The organism is Micromonospora sp. NBC_00860 (genome assembly GCF_045207375.1).
Lineage (GTDB): Bacteria > Actinomycetota > Actinomycetes > Mycobacteriales > Micromonosporaceae > Micromonospora > Micromonospora vinacea.
The window spans coordinates 820,869-837,156 of the sequence record NZ_CP108825.1 but is presented as its reverse complement, the minus strand read 5'-3'; the positions used below and the strand labels follow the sequence as shown (position 1 = coordinate 837,156).

At 70.9% G+C, this 16,288-nt stretch carries 14 protein-coding genes; 4 read left to right on the top strand and 10 right to left on the bottom strand.

Annotation, left to right across the window (positions count from 1 at the left end; genetic code table 11):
- Window positions 1-20 precede the first annotated feature (20 nt).
- From OH804_RS03930 to OH804_RS03920, 3 genes are all read right to left on the bottom strand, one after another.
- Entirely contained in the window at window positions 21-614 is a 594-nt protein-coding gene (locus OH804_RS03930; RefSeq protein ID WP_406066416.1) for an NTP transferase domain-containing protein, read from the bottom strand.
- Window positions 615-784: 170 nt separating this feature from the next.
- Window positions 785-1,297: a hypothetical protein gene (locus OH804_RS03925; RefSeq protein ID WP_406062792.1), complete on the bottom strand. Its 513-nt coding sequence runs from the start codon at window positions 1,295-1,297 to the stop codon at window positions 785-787.
- A gap of 91 nt (window positions 1,298-1,388) precedes the next feature.
- A complete protein-coding gene (locus OH804_RS03920; RefSeq protein ID WP_406066414.1) occupies window positions 1,389-3,098 on the bottom strand; it encodes a bifunctional 3'-5' exonuclease/DNA polymerase in 1,710 nt (569 codons plus the stop codon).
- A gap of 120 nt (window positions 3,099-3,218) precedes the next feature.
- Here OH804_RS03920 and OH804_RS03915 point away from each other — a divergent pair, with 120 nt between their 5' ends.
- Together OH804_RS03915 and OH804_RS03910 are read left to right on the top strand one after the other, a co-directional pair.
- A complete protein-coding gene (locus OH804_RS03915) occupies window positions 3,219-4,925 on the top strand; it encodes an ABC transporter ATP-binding protein (RefSeq protein ID WP_231394584.1) in 1,707 nt (568 codons plus the stop codon).
- 50 nt (window positions 4,926-4,975) lie between these two features.
- The gene (locus tag OH804_RS03910) at window positions 4,976-6,667 is read left to right on the top strand and encodes an ABC transporter ATP-binding protein (protein ID WP_406066411.1); all 1,692 of its coding nucleotides are present in this window, start codon (window positions 4,976-4,978) and stop codon (window positions 6,665-6,667) included.
- A 6-nt stretch (window positions 6,668-6,673) separates the two neighbouring features.
- Here the strand turns inward: OH804_RS03910 and OH804_RS03905 are convergent, their stop codons facing one another.
- The 5 genes from OH804_RS03905 to OH804_RS03885 are packed head-to-tail and all read right to left on the bottom strand — an operon-like array spanning window position 6,674 to window position 11,692.
- Window positions 6,674-7,603 carry a carbohydrate ABC transporter permease gene (locus OH804_RS03905; protein WP_196924318.1) on the bottom strand — a complete coding sequence of 310 codons (930 nt, stop codon included), beginning with the start codon at window positions 7,601-7,603 and terminating at the stop codon, window positions 6,674-6,676.
- The gene (locus OH804_RS03900; RefSeq protein WP_124858631.1) at window positions 7,603-8,511 is read right to left on the bottom strand and encodes a carbohydrate ABC transporter permease; all 909 of its coding nucleotides are present in this window, start codon (window positions 8,509-8,511) and stop codon (window positions 7,603-7,605) included. Before OH804_RS03900 ends, OH804_RS03905 begins: the two co-directional genes overlap by 1 nt.
- Window positions 8,512-8,529: 18 nt before the next feature.
- The gene (ngcE, locus tag OH804_RS03895; RefSeq protein ID WP_406062790.1) at window positions 8,530-9,966 is read right to left on the bottom strand and encodes an N-acetylglucosamine/diacetylchitobiose ABC transporter substrate-binding protein; all 1,437 of its coding nucleotides are present in this window, start codon (window positions 9,964-9,966) and stop codon (window positions 8,530-8,532) included.
- Window positions 9,967-9,992: 26 nt separating this feature from the next.
- Entirely contained in the window at window positions 9,993-10,742 is a 750-nt protein-coding gene (locus OH804_RS03890) for a sugar isomerase domain-containing protein (protein ID WP_091403970.1), read from the bottom strand.
- Entirely contained in the window at window positions 10,739-11,692 is a 954-nt protein-coding gene (locus OH804_RS03885; RefSeq protein ID WP_196924321.1) for a MurR/RpiR family transcriptional regulator, read from the bottom strand. Before OH804_RS03885 ends, OH804_RS03890 begins: the two co-directional genes overlap by 4 nt.
- A gap of 206 nt (window positions 11,693-11,898) precedes the next feature.
- Here OH804_RS03885 and OH804_RS03880 point away from each other — a divergent pair, with 206 nt between their 5' ends.
- Window positions 11,899-12,885: an N-acetylglucosamine kinase gene (locus tag OH804_RS03880; RefSeq protein WP_406062787.1), complete on the top strand. Its 987-nt coding sequence runs from the start codon at window positions 11,899-11,901 to the stop codon at window positions 12,883-12,885.
- Between the two features lie 405 nt (window positions 12,886-13,290).
- Entirely contained in the window at window positions 13,291-14,043 is a 753-nt protein-coding gene (locus OH804_RS03875) for an SDR family NAD(P)-dependent oxidoreductase (protein WP_196924323.1), read from the top strand.
- Between the two features lie 382 nt (window positions 14,044-14,425).
- Here the strand turns inward: OH804_RS03875 and OH804_RS03870 are convergent, their stop codons facing one another.
- Together OH804_RS03870 and OH804_RS03865 are read right to left on the bottom strand one after the other, a co-directional pair.
- Complete coding sequence (locus OH804_RS03870; protein ID WP_366636621.1) at window positions 14,426-15,325, bottom strand: carbohydrate ABC transporter permease; 900 nt, start codon at window positions 15,323-15,325, stop codon at window positions 14,426-14,428.
- Window positions 15,322-16,230, bottom strand: a complete 909-nt coding sequence (locus OH804_RS03865) for a carbohydrate ABC transporter permease (protein WP_406062784.1) — start codon at window positions 16,228-16,230, stop codon at window positions 15,322-15,324. The genes OH804_RS03870 and OH804_RS03865 overlap by 4 nt, the downstream gene beginning before the upstream one ends.
- Window positions 16,231-16,288 lie beyond the last annotated feature (58 nt).

The window sequence follows — 16,288 nt, the reverse complement described above, 5'->3', positions numbered from 1 at the left end:
AGCCTGGCAGGACGGGGCCCTCAAACGCCGACGCGCTGGGGCGGGACCGTGAGCCCGTAGAGCTCCATCAGCTCCGGGGTGTCGATCCGGCTGCCGTCGGCAACCGAGTCGCAGGCGATGTCGACGATCTGGTCCTTGTGCGCCAACAGGTACGGCCGGGCACCCACGTCGGCGCTGGCCAGGGTGGCGATACCGGGCCAGTGCCGGCGACCGAACAGCATCGGGTAGCCGCGCAACCCGTCGTAGGTGGCGCAGACCAGCACGTCCGGGTACGGCAGCGCGGCCACCCGGCTGACCGCCGTGGCGGTCAGGCCCGGCATGTCGACCGGGACCACCACCACCGCCTCGATCCCCTCGTCGTCCATGGCGGCCAGGCCGGCCCGGATGGACGAGCCAACTCCGGTGCCCCACGCCTTGTTGATCACGACGGTGGCCTTGCCCAGGTCGGCGGTCTCCCGGACCTGCTCTGCTGCGGCACCCAGGACGACCACGATCTGCTCGCAGCCCGCCTCGGTCATCGTGTCGATCATCTGATTCACCAGGGGCTTGCTTCCCTGGTGCAGCAGCGCCTCGGGACCACCGATCCGTCGTCCCCCGCCTGCGGCGATGATCATTCCTGCGATCCGGTTCAGCTGCGCCCCCTCCAGCACGGGACAGACCGTGACCGATCCATCCCCTCCTACGGACACTGCAACGAGGACGGCCAGCCGGGGGTGGCGGGGCGAAAAGGAGAAATAGCACAACCGTTACACGACCGGCATCTGCCGACACGCGCACCGGATGATCATCGAGAAGAGTCGGCCATCAACCCATCTCCCCGGACATTGCGACCGCGGTGCCGCCCCAACGCTGGGGGCACCCATCGCGCCACCCAGCCGAGGCCGCGTGCGGTGAGCGCGTACAGGACCACCGGAGCAACGATCAGCAGCACGGCGATTCCCGCGACCAGAGGCACGTAGCCGGCGGACACCCCGCTGGCAATCGCCCCGGCCACGGCGTACCCGGCGGCCAGGACGACCGCGACGAGCGCGGCCAGCACCACCACCCGGCCGGTCCCCCGATGCCGGCCGACGGCCTCCCCGACCGCCACAGCCGGCAGGAAGAGCAGGGGAATCAAGACCACGCCGAGCACCGCGGCGATCAAGACGAGCATCGGCCCGGCCAGCGGGCCACCCACACCCGAGCCGGTGGCCAACGCGTACGCGAGCAGACCGAGGTAGCCCAGGACCGCCTCGGCGACGAGGGCCAGGCAGGCGGCGACCATCCCGGCCAGATGACGGATGACTCCGACGACCATGGGGCACCCTCCCATTCCGACGGCCGCACGACCGCACGAGACTAACCGGGGCACCGCCCCGGGGTGTGCCCCGCTTGAGTTGGCCCGCAGGTCAGGCCGCGTCGGCGTAGCAGTCGACGATGGACAGGTCCAGTGGAAACCGGACCGGCGTCGCACCGAAGAGCAGCGCGGAGGCGCGCTCGCCCGACCGGTTGACAGCCTCGGCGACCGCGTCCGCCTGAGCGGCGGGCGCGTGCACCACCACCTCGTCGTGCTGAAAGAAGACCAACTGCGCGTCGGTGCCGGACAGCTCCGTGCGCAGCGTGGCCAGCAACGTGGAGGCCCACTCCGCAGCGGTGGCCTGGATGACGAAGTTGCGGGTGAAGCGCCCCCGCGACCGCGCGGCACGCGCCCGTGGGCTCTGCGGATCGGCCGCCCCCTCCGGATCGGAGGGCTCGCCGTCGAGATCACCGAACCCGGCCGAGCCGGGCGGGCACGTCCGCCCCAACCACGACCGCACCAAGCCACCCGTCTCACCGGTACGCGCGGCCGCCTCCACGTAACCGAACGCCGTCGGGTAGCTGCGCTTGAGCACCGCCAACGCGGGCACCGCCGCCCCGCCGGTCTGCCCGTACATCGCGCCGAGCAGCGCCACCTTGGCCTTGGCCCGGTCGCCGCCGAACGAGTCCCGGGCCAGGGCCGCGTAGAGGTCGCCGGCACCGCCCGCCGCCGCCAACCGTGCGTCGCCGGACACCGCGGCCAGCACCCGAGGCTCCAACTGGCCGGCGTCGGCGACCACGAACCGCCAACCCGGATCGGCCACCACCGCCCGCCGGATCACCTTGGGGATCTGCAACGCGCCACCACCCCGGGTGGCCCACCGGCCGGAGACGACACCACCCGGCACGTACTCCGGTTGGAACCGGCCGCCCCGCACCCACTGATCGAGCCAGGCCCAGCCGTGCGCCGTCCAGATCCGGTAGAGCTCCTTGTATTCCAGCACCAGCGGCACCGCCGGATGGTCCACCCCGCGCAGCACCCAGGCCCGGGTGTTGGGCAGCTCCACCCCGACCCGGGCGAACGCCTTGAGCAGCTCCGCCGGGGAGTCGGTGTGCAGGCCGCGTACGCCGAGCGCGTCGGCGATCCGGGCGGCCAACTCGGCGAGTCGGCGTGGCGGCCCACCGACCGGGGACGCCTCACCGAGCAGCTCGTGCAGGATCTCGTTGTGCACGTCGACACGCCAGGGCAACCCGGCGACGCCCATCTCCACAGCGATCAACGCGCCGGCCGACTCGGCGGCCACCAGCAACCGGAACCGGCCGGGGTGCTCGGTCGCGGCGATGCGGGCGAGTTGGTCGGCGTACACCTGGGTCAGTGCCTCGATGCCCGGGCCCGGCGGGCCGGGCACTGTGTCGAAGAGCGCGCCCTGCCCGTGCCCGGGCGGTGCGGCGGCGCGCGGCGGCGGGTCCGGCGGCACCGCCGCGCCGGTCAGCCGGGCCCAGGCGGCGGCCAGCGAGCGGGGCTCACCCCAGCGGCCCGCGTGCCCGAGCAGCAACGCCTCGGTCAACTCCACGTCGTGACACCGATCGACCCGGACGCCGGCGCGCAGCAGCGTCGGGTAGACCGCCGGGGTGGTCGACCAGACCCAGCGCGGGTGCCCGGCGGCCTCGCGGGCGGCGACCGCGGCGACCAGGTCGGTGACGACCTCGGCCGGGCCGCTCGGGCGGCCGGTGGCGTCCAGCGGGCACAGCACTCCCCCACCCCGCTCGTCGGACACTACCGCCACCAGCACGAACGCGATTCTGCCTGTCCCGTGCGACAGGAACGGAGGCGCACCTCACCACGATCGGGTCGGTGGGGTGTCGGGGCCGGTCGGTAGCGTGACCAGGTGCCTCCGCAGATCCCGCATCCCGATCCTGGCACTCCCGACACCCGCGGTCCGATGCGCTACCTCTGGTGGCTGGTCCGCTGCCAACCGTGGCGGGTGCTGCGTGGCAGCCTGCTCGGCACGGCCTGGATGATCGGGCTCTCGGCCCGGCCCTACCTGATCTACCGTGCCGTCGACGACGGGCTACGCGCCGGTGACACCCGGGCCCTGGCGCTCTGGGTCGCGGCGATCGTCGTCGCGGGCATGGCCCTGTCCTACCTGGGCATCATGCGGCACCGCACGATGACCTTCATCCGGGAGGACGCCAAGGCCCGCTCCGCGGAGGTCCTGCTACGCCACCTGTCCCGCATCGGCGCGGTGCTGCCGCGCCGGGTCGGTGCGGGCGAGGTGTCCACCATCGGCGGCTCCGACATCGACTGGACGGCGCAGGTGCTGACGCTGACCGGGCCGGGCGTCGGCGCGATCATCGCGTACGGGGTGATCGCCGTGGTGCTCTGGTCGATCTCCCCGATGCTCGCGCTCTGCGTGCTGGTGGGGGTACCGGTGGTCGGTCTGGTCGTGGGGCCGCTGCTGCGTCGCCTGGAGCGGGCCGAATCGGTCTACCGCAGGCAACAGGGCGCGCTCACCGCCCGATCCGGTGACATCGTGGCCGGCCTGCGGGTGCTCGCCGGGGTGGGCGGTCGGGACCTTTTCGCCCGGCGGTACGCGGCCCGGTCCCAGGACCTTCGCGCCGAGGGCTACCGGGTCGGCGCGGTCAACAGCTGGATCGACGCGGTGACCGTCGCCATCCCCGGCTTGTTCCTGGCGGCCGTGGTGTGGCTGACGGCCCGGATGGCGGTGACCGGTGACGTCACCATCGGCGAGCTGGTCGCCGTCTACGGCTACGTGGCGACCCTGATCGTGCCGGTCTGGTTTCTGCTGGAGGGCAGTCACCAGCTCATCCGCGGTCGGGTCGCCGCCCGGCGGATCGCCGACCTGCTCACCGTGACGCCGGACGACGTCGGTGGCCCGGGTCGCCGGTGGCCGGGTGCCGTGCCCGAGACACGCCGGCCGGATGACCCGGGCGCTCCGGACGGCCCCGCCGACCTGCACGACCCGGTGACCGGCCTGACCGTGCGCGCCGGCCAGCTGACCGGCGTGGCGGCAGACGATCCGGCGGCGGCCGTGGCGTTGGCCGACCGGCTCGGCCGGTACGTCGTCAGCGCCGTCACCTGGGGTGGCGTGCCGCTGCGCGCGGTCGCCCTGGACGAGGTCCGCACACGGATCCTCGTCGCCGACCACGACTCGTACCTCTTCGCCGGCACGCTGCGCGAGATCCTGGGCGCCGGGGCCGACGAGGATGACGAACGGATCGGCGCGGCCCTGCGGACCGCCTCGGCGCAGGACGTCGTCGACGCCCTGCCCGCCGGACTGGACACCCCGATCGACGCCCGAGCCCGGACGCTCTCCGGCGGTCAGCGCCAACGGATCCGCCTGGCCCGGGCGCTGCACAGCGAGCCGGAGGTGCTGATCCTCGTCGACCCGACGTCGGCGGTCGACGCGCACACCGAGGCGCGGATCGCCGAGCGGCTGCGGGAGGCGCGGGCCGGGCTGACCACAGTGGTGATCGCCACGTCGCCGCTGCTGCTCGGTCGGGCCGACCTGGTCGCGCACCTCGGCGGCGACCGGATCACCGCCACCGGCAGCCACGCCGACCTGCTCGACCGGGACCCGGCCTACCGGCACCTGGTGGCCCGCGGCAGCGAGGAGGCGTACCGGTGAGCCGACTGCCGGTGGCCGACCGCGGCACCGTACGCCGGGCCCTGCGGGACATGATCAGCCGACACCGGCGCGCCGTCGGCGTCGTACTGGCGCTGCACAGCGCCGCCGCGGTCGCCGGGCTCGCCCCACCGTGGCTGCTGGGCACCATCGTCGACCGGGTCACCGCGGGCGCGGGCGTTGCCACTGTGGACCGGCTGGCACTCGCCATCGCCGGCTGCGTCCTGGTCAGTGCTCTGCTCTCCCGGTACGCCCAGTACGCCGGCCACCGCTTCGGCGAACGGGCCGTCGCCGAGCTGCGCGAGGAGTTCGTCTCCCGGACGCTCGGGCTGCCCGTCTCGGTCGTCGAGCGTGCCGGCTCCGGAGACCTGGCCACCCGCAGCTCGGTCGACGTGTCGACGGTCGGCACCACCGTCCGGGACGTGGTGCCCACCATCGTCATCGCCACCGTGCAGTTGACGTTGCTGTTCGGGGCGGTCTTCCTGCTGCACCCACTGCTCGGGTTGGCCGCACTGGCCGGGCTCCCGTCGATCGTGGCGGTGACCCGCTGGTACCTGCGCCGGGCCAGCTCCGCGTACCTCACCGAGGGCGCGGCGGCGGCCGAGCTGACCGAGACCCTGACCACCACCGCCGAGGGCGCCCGCACCGTGGAAGCGCTGCGGCTGGCCGACGACCGGATCCGGCACGGCACCACCCGCATCACACTGGTGTGGCGGGCCCGCCGCGCGACCCTCGCCCTACGTACCGTGTTCTTCTCGGTCGTCGAGGCCAGCTACCCGCTACCGGTCGCCATGGTCCTGCTCGTCGGGGGCTACCTGCTCTCCCGGGACATGGTGTCGCTCGGCGCGGTGGTCGCCGCCGCCCTCTACCTGCAACAGGCGATCGACCCGTTGGACCGGCTGTTGCAGTGGACCGAGCAGGCGCAACGCGGCTTCGCGTCGTACGCCCGGGTGCTCGGCGTCGGCATGGTCCCGCCGGAACCGCCCGGCACGACCGCCTCGTCACGAGGTGAGCGGCTCGTCGTCCGAGGAGCGCGGTTCTCCTACTCCGACGGGCCGGACGTGCTGCACGGCATCGACCTGGAGGTGCAGCCCGGCGAGCGGCTGGCAGTGGTCGGCCCGTCCGGCGCCGGCAAGTCCACCCTGGCCCGGCTGCTGGCCGGGATCGACGCGCCACGGCAGGGCGTCGTCAGCATCGGTGGCTGCCCGGTCACCGACCTCGACCCGGCCGAGCGACGCCGCCGGATCGCCCTGGTCACCCAGGAGCACCACGTCTTCATCGGCTCGGTACGCGACAACCTCTCCTTCGCCGCGCCCGACGCCTCCGACGAGCAGATGCGCGCCGCACTCGCCACGGTCGGTGCCGACTGGTTCGCCGAGTTCCCCGACGACCTGGACACGTCGCTCGGCGACGGGGCCCGTCAACTCGGTGCGGCCGAGGCCCAGCAGCTCGCGCTGGCCCGGTTGGTGCTCGCCGACCCGCACACCCTGATCCTGGACGAGGCGACCGCCGCGCTCGACCCGTCCACCGCCCGACGGACCGAACGCGCGCTGGCCGCCGTGCTGGTCGGGCGGACCGTCATCGCGATCGCGCACCGGCTCAACACCGCGCACGACGCCGACCGGGTCGCCGTGCTCGCCGACGGCCGGATCACCGAGATCGGCAGCCACGACGAGCTGGTCGCGACCGGCGGCGCGTACGCCGCGCTGTGGCGCTCCTGGCACACCCGGGTCGACGAGCGCTGAGGCGTCCTACTTCACCGCGCCGGAGGTGAGGCCGGCCTGGATCTGACGCTGGAAGACCGCGTACACGAGGATCATCGGGAGGATGGCGATGGTCAGCGCGGCGAACAACCCGGACCAGTCGGCCTCGTAGCCGGCGTTTACCGAGATGTCGGCGATGCCCTGGGTGAGCACCCACTTGTCCTTCGCGTTGGAGAGCAGCACCAACGGGAGCTGGTACTGCGCCCACTGACCGATGATGTTGAAGATCGCGACGCTGATCAGGCCCGGCTTCGCCATCGGCATCATCACCTGGAAGAACAGCCGGCTGTGCCCACAGCCGTCGATCATGCCCGCCTCGGCCACCGACGACGGCAGCGTCTTGAAGAACGCGGCCAGGAAGAACACGGTGAACGGCAACGAGTACGCGGTGTAGACCAGCACCACGCCGGTGTGGGTGTCCAGCAGACCCAGGTTCTTCACCACGAAGAAGAGCGGCACCAACGCCAGGAAGACCGGGAAGGCCAAGCCCGAGACGAAGAGGAAGTAGACCGCCCGGTTGCCCCAGAACTTGTAGCGGGCCAGCACGTACGCGGCCATCGAGCCGAGCAGCATGGTGAGGAACGTGCTGCACGACACCACGATCACGCTGTTGAGGAAGTACCGCCCGACGTGCGCCTTGGTCCAGGCCCGCCCGAAGTTCTCCCAGCGCAGCTCGGCCGGGAGCGTCCACGGGCTGCTGAAGATCTCGCTGGTGTTCTTGAACGCGGCGAGGAAGGTCCAGAGGATCGGCACGATCACGATCACCGCCCACACGGCGAGCGCGACGTGCCCCAGGCCCGCGAAGAGCTTCACCTCCGAGCGGGGGCCCTTGCGCCCCGGCCCGGCGGGGGCGGACGGGTCACCGGTCTTCGGCGGTAGCGCCGCCGGGGTCGGCGGCAGCGTCGACTGCGGATTCATCAGTACTCCACGCTTTCCCGCTTGGTGAGCCGCAGCGTCAGCGCCGCGAACGTGAGGGTGAGGAAGAACAGCGCCACGCCCATCGCCGAGGCGTAGCCGTACTTCGAGTAGACGAACGCGTTGCGGTAGATCTCCATGGCCAGGACCGTGGTGGCGCCGTCCGGGCCGCCACCGTCCACAGAGAGCACCGCCACGATGGCGAACGCGTCGAACGCCGCGATTCCGAGGTACACCCAGGCCACCTGGAGGGTGTCCCACAGCAGCGGCAGGGTGACCCGGAAGAACAGGGTCACCTTCGTCGCCCCGTCCATCTCGGCGGCCTCGTAGATCTCACCGGGAATGGAGGCCATCCCGGCCGAGAAGAGCACCACGTAGAAGCCGACCGCCTGCCAGACCAGCACCGCGATGATCGACCAGAGGGCCAGGTTCGGCTTGACCAGGAAGAGGATCGGCTCCAGGCCGAACTTCATCAGCACGCCGTTGATCAGGCCGGACTCGTTCGGCCGGTACACCATCTGGAACAGCACCGCGATGATGGCCACCGCCAGGACCTGGGGGAAGAAGAACACCACCCGGTAGAACTTCGCCCCCCAGACCCCCTGGCGTTGCCCGCCGCTGCTCTTGCCGCCCACGTTGAGCAGGAAGGCGAAGAACAGGGCGATGGCAATGGTGATCAGCGGCAGGGCAAGCAGCAGTACGCCGTGGTGCTGGACCGCCTTCCAGAAGGCGCCGTCGTCGAGCAGCCTCCGGTAGTTGTCGAAGCCCACCCACTGCGGGGCGGACAGCCCCCGCCAGTTGGTCATCGAGATCTGGAACGCCTGCGCGTACGGCCAGATCACGAATGTCACGTACAGCGCGACCGGGGCGAACAGGAACCCGATCACGAATGGATACTTGCCGTGCCGCATGACCCTAGCTCCGATCGATCAGCGCTTGAACTTGGTGACGGAGCTGTCCTTCTTGATGGCGTCGGCGCGCTTCTGGATCCGCTCCACGAAAGCGTCCGCGTTGATCCGGCCGAACATCAGCTCGTTGGTGGCGGTACGCGCCTCCGTGTCGAGCTCCTTGTACCAGCCGTCGAAGTACAGGTTGAACACGTCCTGACCGGCCGCCTTGAGCGCGGCCTGGGAGCTGGCCACACCGGGCGGGAAGGCGAAGCCCTCCGAACCGGCGGTGACCACGGTCGGGGCCTTGACCACCTCGGTGAAGCCCTTCGCGCCCGCCTTCGACAGCATCTGACGCATGTACTCCAGGCCGCCCTTGGGGTTCTTGCTCTTCGCCGAGACGAAGTAACCCTCACCGGCGGTCGCGCGCAGCGCGGTGGCCGGCAGCTTGTCCGAGGCGGACAGGCTCGGCACCGGCATGAGCTGGTATTCAAAGCCGGCCGGCGTGTCCTTCTTCTGCTCGCCCTCCAGCCAGTCACCGCTGGGGTACATGGCCACCTTGTACTGGTTCTGCCGCAACTGCACGTCGGTGTGCTTGAGCCCCTCGAAGCTCTTGTCGCTGAACTTCGCGCCGACCTCGGCCCACGCCGTGGCAGCCTGCTTGACGGCGTCCTGCTTCCAGGCACCGTCCTCCAGGTTGTCGATGTTCTTCAGCACGTCCGTGCCGCCGATCTTGGCGGCGTGGGTGAGGATCACGTTCCACTGGTAGTAGGCCGCGTTCGCCCCGGCGTAGCCGTAGGGGGTGATGCCCTTGGCCTTGATGGCGGTGAGCAGGGCGATGAACTCGTCCCAGTTCTTCGCCGGCGCCCACCCGTTGTCCTTGAACAGCTTGCCCGAGTACCAGATGCCGAAGACCGTGGAGACGTAGTACAGGACGAACGGCTTGCCGTTGAACGAACCGGCCTCGATGGTGCCCGGCACCACTGTGTCGCGGACCTTCTTGGTCGGGTCGTCGACCGACGGCGCGTCCCACAGCTCGGTGAGGTCCTGAAGCTGACCGTCGGCGACCAGCGCGCCGAAGTCCATCAGCTTCTCGCCCGAGTTGTTCACGAACTCCGGCGGGTTACCGGAGGCGAACCGCGGCTGGAGCACTGTGGAGACGGCCTGGGTGGCCTGGTGCTTGACCTCGGCCTTGGGGAACGCCGTCTTGTACAGCGGCTCGTGCACGTCGGTGGCGTACTTCTCGCCGTAGCCACCGTTGAAGATGACCACCTCGATCGCGGCGTCCTCCTTGACGCCCAGCGGGTTCTTCTCGCTCTTGGTGCCGCCGGCGACCTGCTCGTTGTCACCGTCGCTGCCGCTGGTGGCGCAGGCGCCGAGCAGGCCGATGGCCGGAGTGGCGAGCATGCCCACGGCGGCGGCGCGACGCAGCACCGTGCGACGGTCGAGTGCGGCCGGGTGTTCGGGGGTAATCGACATCGTCGTCTCTCCTTGTGGAATTCGGGTCATGCGGTACGCCGGAGACGTCCGGCGTACCGCGACTCGAGGGCGAGGTTGTGCTCGTCCCCGCCGGGGACGTTGGCGGAGAGGTAGATAGGGGGTACCTCCCCGGCCTGGTGGAACCGTCGTACGACCTCCGCGGTCAGCAACTGCGCCAGCAGCGCCGTGGTGACCGAGGAAACCGCACAGACCGCGCCGCCGCCCTCGAGCGGCAGCAGTGCATCGCCGTACGGCGCGCCATTGTCCAGCACGACGTCGGCGAGGTCGGCGAGCCGATGCCCGGACGGGTGCCGTGGTGCCACCCGTGCGGTGTGCTCGACCGAAGTGACCGCGATCAACGGGTGACCGCGCTCGGTGACCAGCGCCGCCAGCTCGACCACCGAGCCGTTGATGCCGGACTGGGACGCCACCACGAACACGTCGCGCGGCTGGGGTGCCGCGAGCGCGTAGATCTGGTGGGCGATGGAGGGATCACGTTCCAGCTTGGGGTCGGCGAGCACGTCGCGCGGGGCGTCGCCGTGCATCACCAGGTCCCGCACCGACAGCCGGTTGGTGGGGACCAACCCGCCGGCCCGGGCGACCAGCTCGGCGGCGAACGCCTCGGAGTGCCCGGCGCCGAACGCCTGGAGCACGCCGCCGTCGCGCAGGCTGTCGGCGATCAGGTCGGCGGCCCGGGTGATCCCGTCGGCCTCCGAGTCGAGCAGCCGGTCGAGCACCGGGCGGACGGCGTCCGCGTACCCCTGGGCGCTGATCATGAGAGGGCTCCCTTCGCTGCCTTGTGCCCGTCGACGGCCTGCGCGGTCCGCCGGAAGGCCGCGTGCGCGCGGTCGTGGGTGCGTTGGGCGACGGCGATGTAGAGCAGGTCGAGCACCACCAGCTGGGGGTGCCGGGCGGAGAGCGCGTCCGGTCGGAAGGTGGTGGCCTGGCTGGCGGTGAGCAGCACGATGTCGGCCAGCTCGGCCAACGGTGAGCGGGGAAAGCCGGTGAGCGCGAGCGTGGTGGCGCCCCGACTGCCCGCCTCGGCGAGCATCTCGATCGTCTCCCGGGTCTGCCCGGTGTGCGAGATGCCGAGCGCCACGTCTCCCGATCGCAGCAACGCGGCGCTGGCCAACCCCTCGTGCACGTCGTTCCACGCCCACGCCGCCACACCGATGCGGTGCAGGCTGAACTGCATCTCCTCGCCGACCAGGGCACTGCCGCTGGCGCCGAAGATGTTCACCCGGCTGGCGCCGGCGATCGCCACCGCGGCCCGCTCCACCTCGGCGAGGTCGAGCAGGGTGGCGGTGTCGTGCATGGCCCGGGTGTCGGCGGCCATGATCTGGTCGAGCACCCGGGCGAGCGGGTCGCTCGGCTGGATCTCCCGTCCGATGTCGACGGTCCAACCGGCCGAGCGGGCCCGGCCGGTCTCGGAGGCGATGCCCAGTCGCAGGTCGGCGTACCCCTCGAAGCCCATCGCCCGGCAGAAGCGGGTGATGGTCGCCGGTGAGGTGCCGCTGCGCTCGGCCAGCTCGACGATTGTCGAGCGGGCGGCGGCCTCCGGGTCGCTGAGAACGTGCTCGGCGACCCGGCGCAGGGCGCCGGTCAACTCGCCGAGCCCGTTGCGGACCCGGGCCAGCACCCCGTCGGAGGCCGAGGCGCGTCGGTCGATCACATCGGCGTCGACCACCGCGGTCCCCGCGGCGGTGTCCACCTCGTGATCAACCATGAGTTGCCTCCGCTTTCCGAAAAGACTGTTAACTGTTAGTGGTAAAAGTTCTTACTGAACGGCCCTCCGTGTCAAGACTGTGGGCGAAGTTTTCAAACTGTTACCTGGCGCACAGCCCCTCACGTCCGCCACAACTTGCCCCACACGACCCCGCCGACCAGCATGAACAAGCCAGATCGCCGTTCCGCGCAAGGAGACCCGTGCCGATGTCCGACACCGTCGTGGTGGGCCTCGATGTCGGCGGTACGTCCACCCGGGCGACCGTCCTCACCCTCACCGGGCAACGCGTCGGCACCGGCCGCGCCGGCGGCGGCAACCCCACCAGTCACGGCGCCGAACGCGCTGCCGCCGAACTGCTGACCGCCCTCCGCGAAGCGCTCACCGACGTCGACCCGACCCGGGTGGCCGCTGGCACCATCGGGCTCGCCGGAGCCGGCCGGCTGCTCGCCGACCCGACCGGGCGGGCCGCCTTCGACCAGGCCTGGCACGACGCCGGCCTGCGCTGCCCGTACGAGGTGCACGGCGACGCCCTGGTCGCGTACGCCTCCGGCACCGCCGCCCCGGACGGAACCATCCTCATCGCCGGCACCGGCGCCATCACCGCGCAGGTCGATGAGCTGCGGCTCGACCGGATCGCCGACGGCCACGGCTGGCTCCTCGGCGACGCCGGCTCGGGCTTCTGGCTCGGCCGGGAAGCGGTGCGCCGACTCCTCGCCGATCTGGACACCGGCCGTGGGCTTGGCGCGCTGGCCACGACCGTGCTCGCCGAACTGCTGGGCAGCGCCAACATCGCCGCCCGCCCACGGGACACCGTCGACGCCACCATCCAGACGGTGACCCGTCGACCTCCCGTCGAACTGGCCCGGCTCGCGCCGCTGGTCGTCGACGCCGCCACCCACGGCGACCCGGTCGCCACCGCGCTGATCACCGAAGCCGCCGCGCACCTCTCCGAGAGCATGAGCCGCATCCGCCCCGCCGGGGCGGTGACGCCGATCGTGCTCGGCGGCGGCCTGCTCACCGCCGACACCCCGCTCGCCACCGCCGTCCGGTCCGCGATCGCGCGAGACTGGCCGGACGCGCCACTGCGTACCGCCGGAGACGGGGCCACCGCCGCGGCCTGGCTGGCCGCCCGCGGCCTACCCGAGGTGACCGACCCGGCCGCCCTGCACGCCCACCTCTTCCCCGCCCCCTGACGCCCCCGGCGCGGCGCGCACGCCGCGCACCGCACCGGGCGCCCCGCCCCACCGCGCCGCACGCCGCGCATGATCGCACTCGATCCAGGATGTAGTGCCCTCCGGCCGCGATGAGGGGACTCTTTCCAGGATTTAGCGCGATCACCGGCGCACGGCGGCCTATCCGCACGGGCTGCCCCGACCCCGAGCAGGTGACGGCGCTCGGCACAGCCCCGGCCGGGACCGCCGATTCCGGGGGATGCGGTCTCGGCACCCGCCGTCAGGTGGTGGCATTTGCACCAGAGCCCGTACCCGTCAGGGAATCACCCGGTATACTTGCTTGTTCAAGCAACCAATGATGGATTCGATGAGAGGTTCAGCCGTCCCACGTCCATCGACATCACCGCAAGAACCGGAGGTACCGACATGAATCGCCTCGAAGGACGCGCTGCCCTGGTCACCGGCTCGACGAGCGGAATTGGGCGCGGTGTGGCGGAGGCGATGGCCCGCGAGGGCGCCATCGTCGTCGTCACCGGACTTGGCGCGGAGCAGGGTGCTCAGATCGTCGACGGAATCGTCGCGGAGGGCGGCACCGCCCACTTCGTCGAGGCGGACCTCTCCGCGGGTGGCTCCGAGATCCGCCGCCTTGCACAGGAGGCGACGGCCCTGGCTGGTCGGCCGATCGACATCCTGGTCAACAACGCGGCCTTTCTCGTGCCACCCCACCCCATGACGGAGTCGACCGAGGAACAGATCGACCTGGTGCTGGAGGTCAACATCAAGGCCCCGTTCCTGCTGACGGCGGCCCTTGTGCCCGGCATGGTGGAGCAGGGCGGCGGCTCGGTGATCAATATCGGCTCGATCGGCGGCGTAGACGGAATCAAGTTCACCTCGCTCTACGGCGCCAGCAAGGCAGGCCTGCACTCGCTGACGAGGTCGTGGGCCGCAGAGCTGGCCGCTGACGGCGTGCGGGTGAACACCGTCGCCCCCGGACCCACCATCACGGAGGGCAACGAAAACCTCCGCCCCCTCCTGGAGAAGCTCGCCGAGAGCAACCCGGACAGGCGTACGGGCAACGTGCAGGACACCGCCGCGGCAGTGATCTTCCTCGCCAGCGACGAGGCGTCACACATCCACGGTGTACTCCTGCCCGTGGACGGCGGAGCCCTCGCGATCTGAGGACAGGCCGGCTCGGGACGGCCGCACCAGAGCCTCGACCCTTTGCTCTGCACCCGCCGACGCACCATGCACGGTCCGTAACTGGCGCATGGGCGGGTGCAGAGCAAAGGGGGGATCCGCGCGGCACGCCCCCACCCCGCAGCCGGCGGTCGGCGCGTCGGCGTCGAGCCGGCCCCGCGAGTCGCCCCTCACTGATCAGCGAGGGCCGTCCCACGGTCCCTGACGTGCGGCCCCGGACAGTTCGACTCCTCGGACGATCAGAATCAGTCAGACCTGGGTTGCCAGGGCGGACGATGCCGTTGTCGTCCGCGTCGTCGCAGGCTCGGAGGGTAACGGCCCACGGTCACGCCTGCCACGATGGCGAGGAGGCAGGGACGGACCGCTACTTGAGCTGCCCTGCCGTGAGGCCCGCCTGCACCTGCCGCTGGAAGGCCACGTAGACGGCGAGCACCGGCAGCACCGCGATGCTCAGCCCGGCGAACAGCCGGGCGTAGTCGCCGGCGTACCCCTGGCTGACCGACAGCGCGAACAGCCCCTGCGCCAGCATCCACTTGGACTCGTCGCCCTGCAACAGCACCTGTGGTAGCAGGAACTGGTTCCAGTGGCTGAGGAAGTTGAAGATCGCCACGCTGATCAGTCCCGGACGTGCCATCGGAAGCATCACCCGGAAGAAGAGCCGGAAGTGACCGCAGCCGTCGACCAGTGCGGCTTCCGCCACCGAGGTCGGCAGGGTCCGGAAGAACGCGGTCAGGAAGAACACCGTGAACGGCAGCGAGTAGGCCGCGTACACGAGGATCAGCCCGAGCCAGGTGTTGAAGAGACCGGCGTTGCGGACCACGAAGAAGAGCGGCACCAGGGCGAGGAACACCGGGAACATCAGGCCGCCGACGAACAGGTAGTAGACGACCTGGCGGCCGCGGAACTCGTACCGGGCGAAGACGTACGCGGCGGTGGCGCCCATCAGCATGGTGAGGCTGACCGAACCGGTCACCACCACCAAACTGTTGAGGAAGTACCGGCCGATGTGCGCGCCGGTCCAGGCACGCGCCCAGTTGTCCAGGTGCAGCGCGCCGGGGAGCCCCCACGGGTCGGCGAGGATCTCACCGTTGGTCTTGAACGAGCTGATGAACATCCACAGCAGCGGCAGCACGGTCAGCAGGCCCCAGAGCAGCAGGAAGCCGTGCGAGAGGGCGTTGGCCACGCCGAGTTCCCGGCGTACCGGGCGGTCCCCGCTGGTGACCGGGGTCGGGGCGGTCGCGGTGGGCTGATCCAGAGTGGTCACGAGTACTCGATCCGTTCGCGCCGGCCGATGCGCAGCGACAGCACCGCCACCGAGAGGGTCAGGAAGAACATCACCACGCCGATCGCCGAGGCGTAGCCGAACTTGGTCTCGCTGCCGAAGGCGGTGTCGTACATCCGGACGCCGATCACGTCGGTGGAGAAGTTCGGCCCGCCGTTGGTCATCAGCTGCACGAGGATGAACCCGTCCAGGGCGAAGATGGCCAGGTAGACCCAGGCGACCTGGACGGTGTCCCAGAGCAGCGGCAGGGTGACCCGGCGCAGGGTGGTGAACCGGGACGCGCCGTCGAGCAGCACCGCCTCGTAGATCTCCTTCGGCACTGCCGACATCGCCGCGCCGAACAGCACCACGTAGAAGCCGACGTTGCTCCAGACCATCACCGCCAGTACGCACCAGAAGGCGGTCGCCGGGTCGCCGAGCCAGGTCGGCGCGGGCAGACCGACGGCGTGCGCGGCGCTGGTGAGCAGCCCCTGGTTGGGGTGGTACACCTCCTTCCACAGCAGCGCGATGATCACCACGGAGAGCACCTGCGGGAAGAAGTAGACAGTGCGGTAGAGCGCGCCACCGCGTACGCCGGTCACGCCGGCGCTGCCCTTGCGTCCGCCCATGGCGAGCATGGTGGCGAAGAAGAGCCCGAGCACGATGGTCAGCACCGGCACGAGGGCCAGCAGGATCACGTTGTTCTTCAGCGCGTTCCACACGTAGTCGTCGTGCCAGAGGGTCTTGAAGTTGGCCAGGCCGACCGGGTTGGCGTCGGCGGAGTAGCCGAGCCAGTCGGTGGTGGAGATCTGGAACGCCTGGAGGTACGGCGACACGACGAAGAACACGTACAGCAGCACCGGTGGCACCAGGAACGTGACGATCAGCGGCCACTTGCCATGTTTCACGAGAGGACCTCTCCGTTGGGGTACGGCCGGTGGGGGCGCGACCTCTCCCCCACCGGCC

Excerpts from the sequence above, each read along its gene's own strand:
- OH804_RS03915 (WP_231394584.1), top strand. The coding sequence starts at position 3,219 with ATGCGCTACCTCTGGTGGCTGGTCCGCTGCCAACCGTGGCGGGTGCTG.
- OH804_RS03880 (WP_406062787.1), top strand. The coding sequence starts at position 11,899 with ATGTCCGACACCGTCGTGGTGGGCCTCGATGTCGGCGGTACGTCCACC.
- OH804_RS03900 (WP_124858631.1), bottom strand. The coding sequence starts at position 8,511 with ATGCGGCACGGCAAGTATCCATTCGTGATCGGGTTCCTGTTCGCCCCG.
- OH804_RS03905 (WP_196924318.1), bottom strand. The coding sequence starts at position 7,603 with ATGAATCCGCAGTCGACGCTGCCGCCGACCCCGGCGGCGCTACCGCCG.
- ngcE (WP_406062790.1), bottom strand. The coding sequence starts at position 9,966 with ATGTCGATTACCCCCGAACACCCGGCCGCACTCGACCGTCGCACGGTG.
- OH804_RS03890 (WP_091403970.1), bottom strand. The coding sequence starts at position 10,742 with ATGATCAGCGCCCAGGGGTACGCGGACGCCGTCCGCCCGGTGCTCGAC.
- OH804_RS03910 (WP_406066411.1), top strand. The coding sequence starts at position 4,976 with ATGATCAGCCGACACCGGCGCGCCGTCGGCGTCGTACTGGCGCTGCAC.
- OH804_RS03930 (WP_406066416.1), bottom strand. The coding sequence starts at position 614 with ATGATCATCGCCGCAGGCGGGGGACGACGGATCGGTGGTCCCGAGGCG.
- OH804_RS03925 (WP_406062792.1), bottom strand. The coding sequence starts at position 1,297 with ATGGTCGTCGGAGTCATCCGTCATCTGGCCGGGATGGTCGCCGCCTGC.
- OH804_RS03875 (WP_196924323.1), top strand. The coding sequence starts at position 13,291 with ATGAATCGCCTCGAAGGACGCGCTGCCCTGGTCACCGGCTCGACGAGC.
- OH804_RS03885 (WP_196924321.1), bottom strand. The coding sequence starts at position 11,692 with ATGGTTGATCACGAGGTGGACACCGCCGCGGGGACCGCGGTGGTCGAC.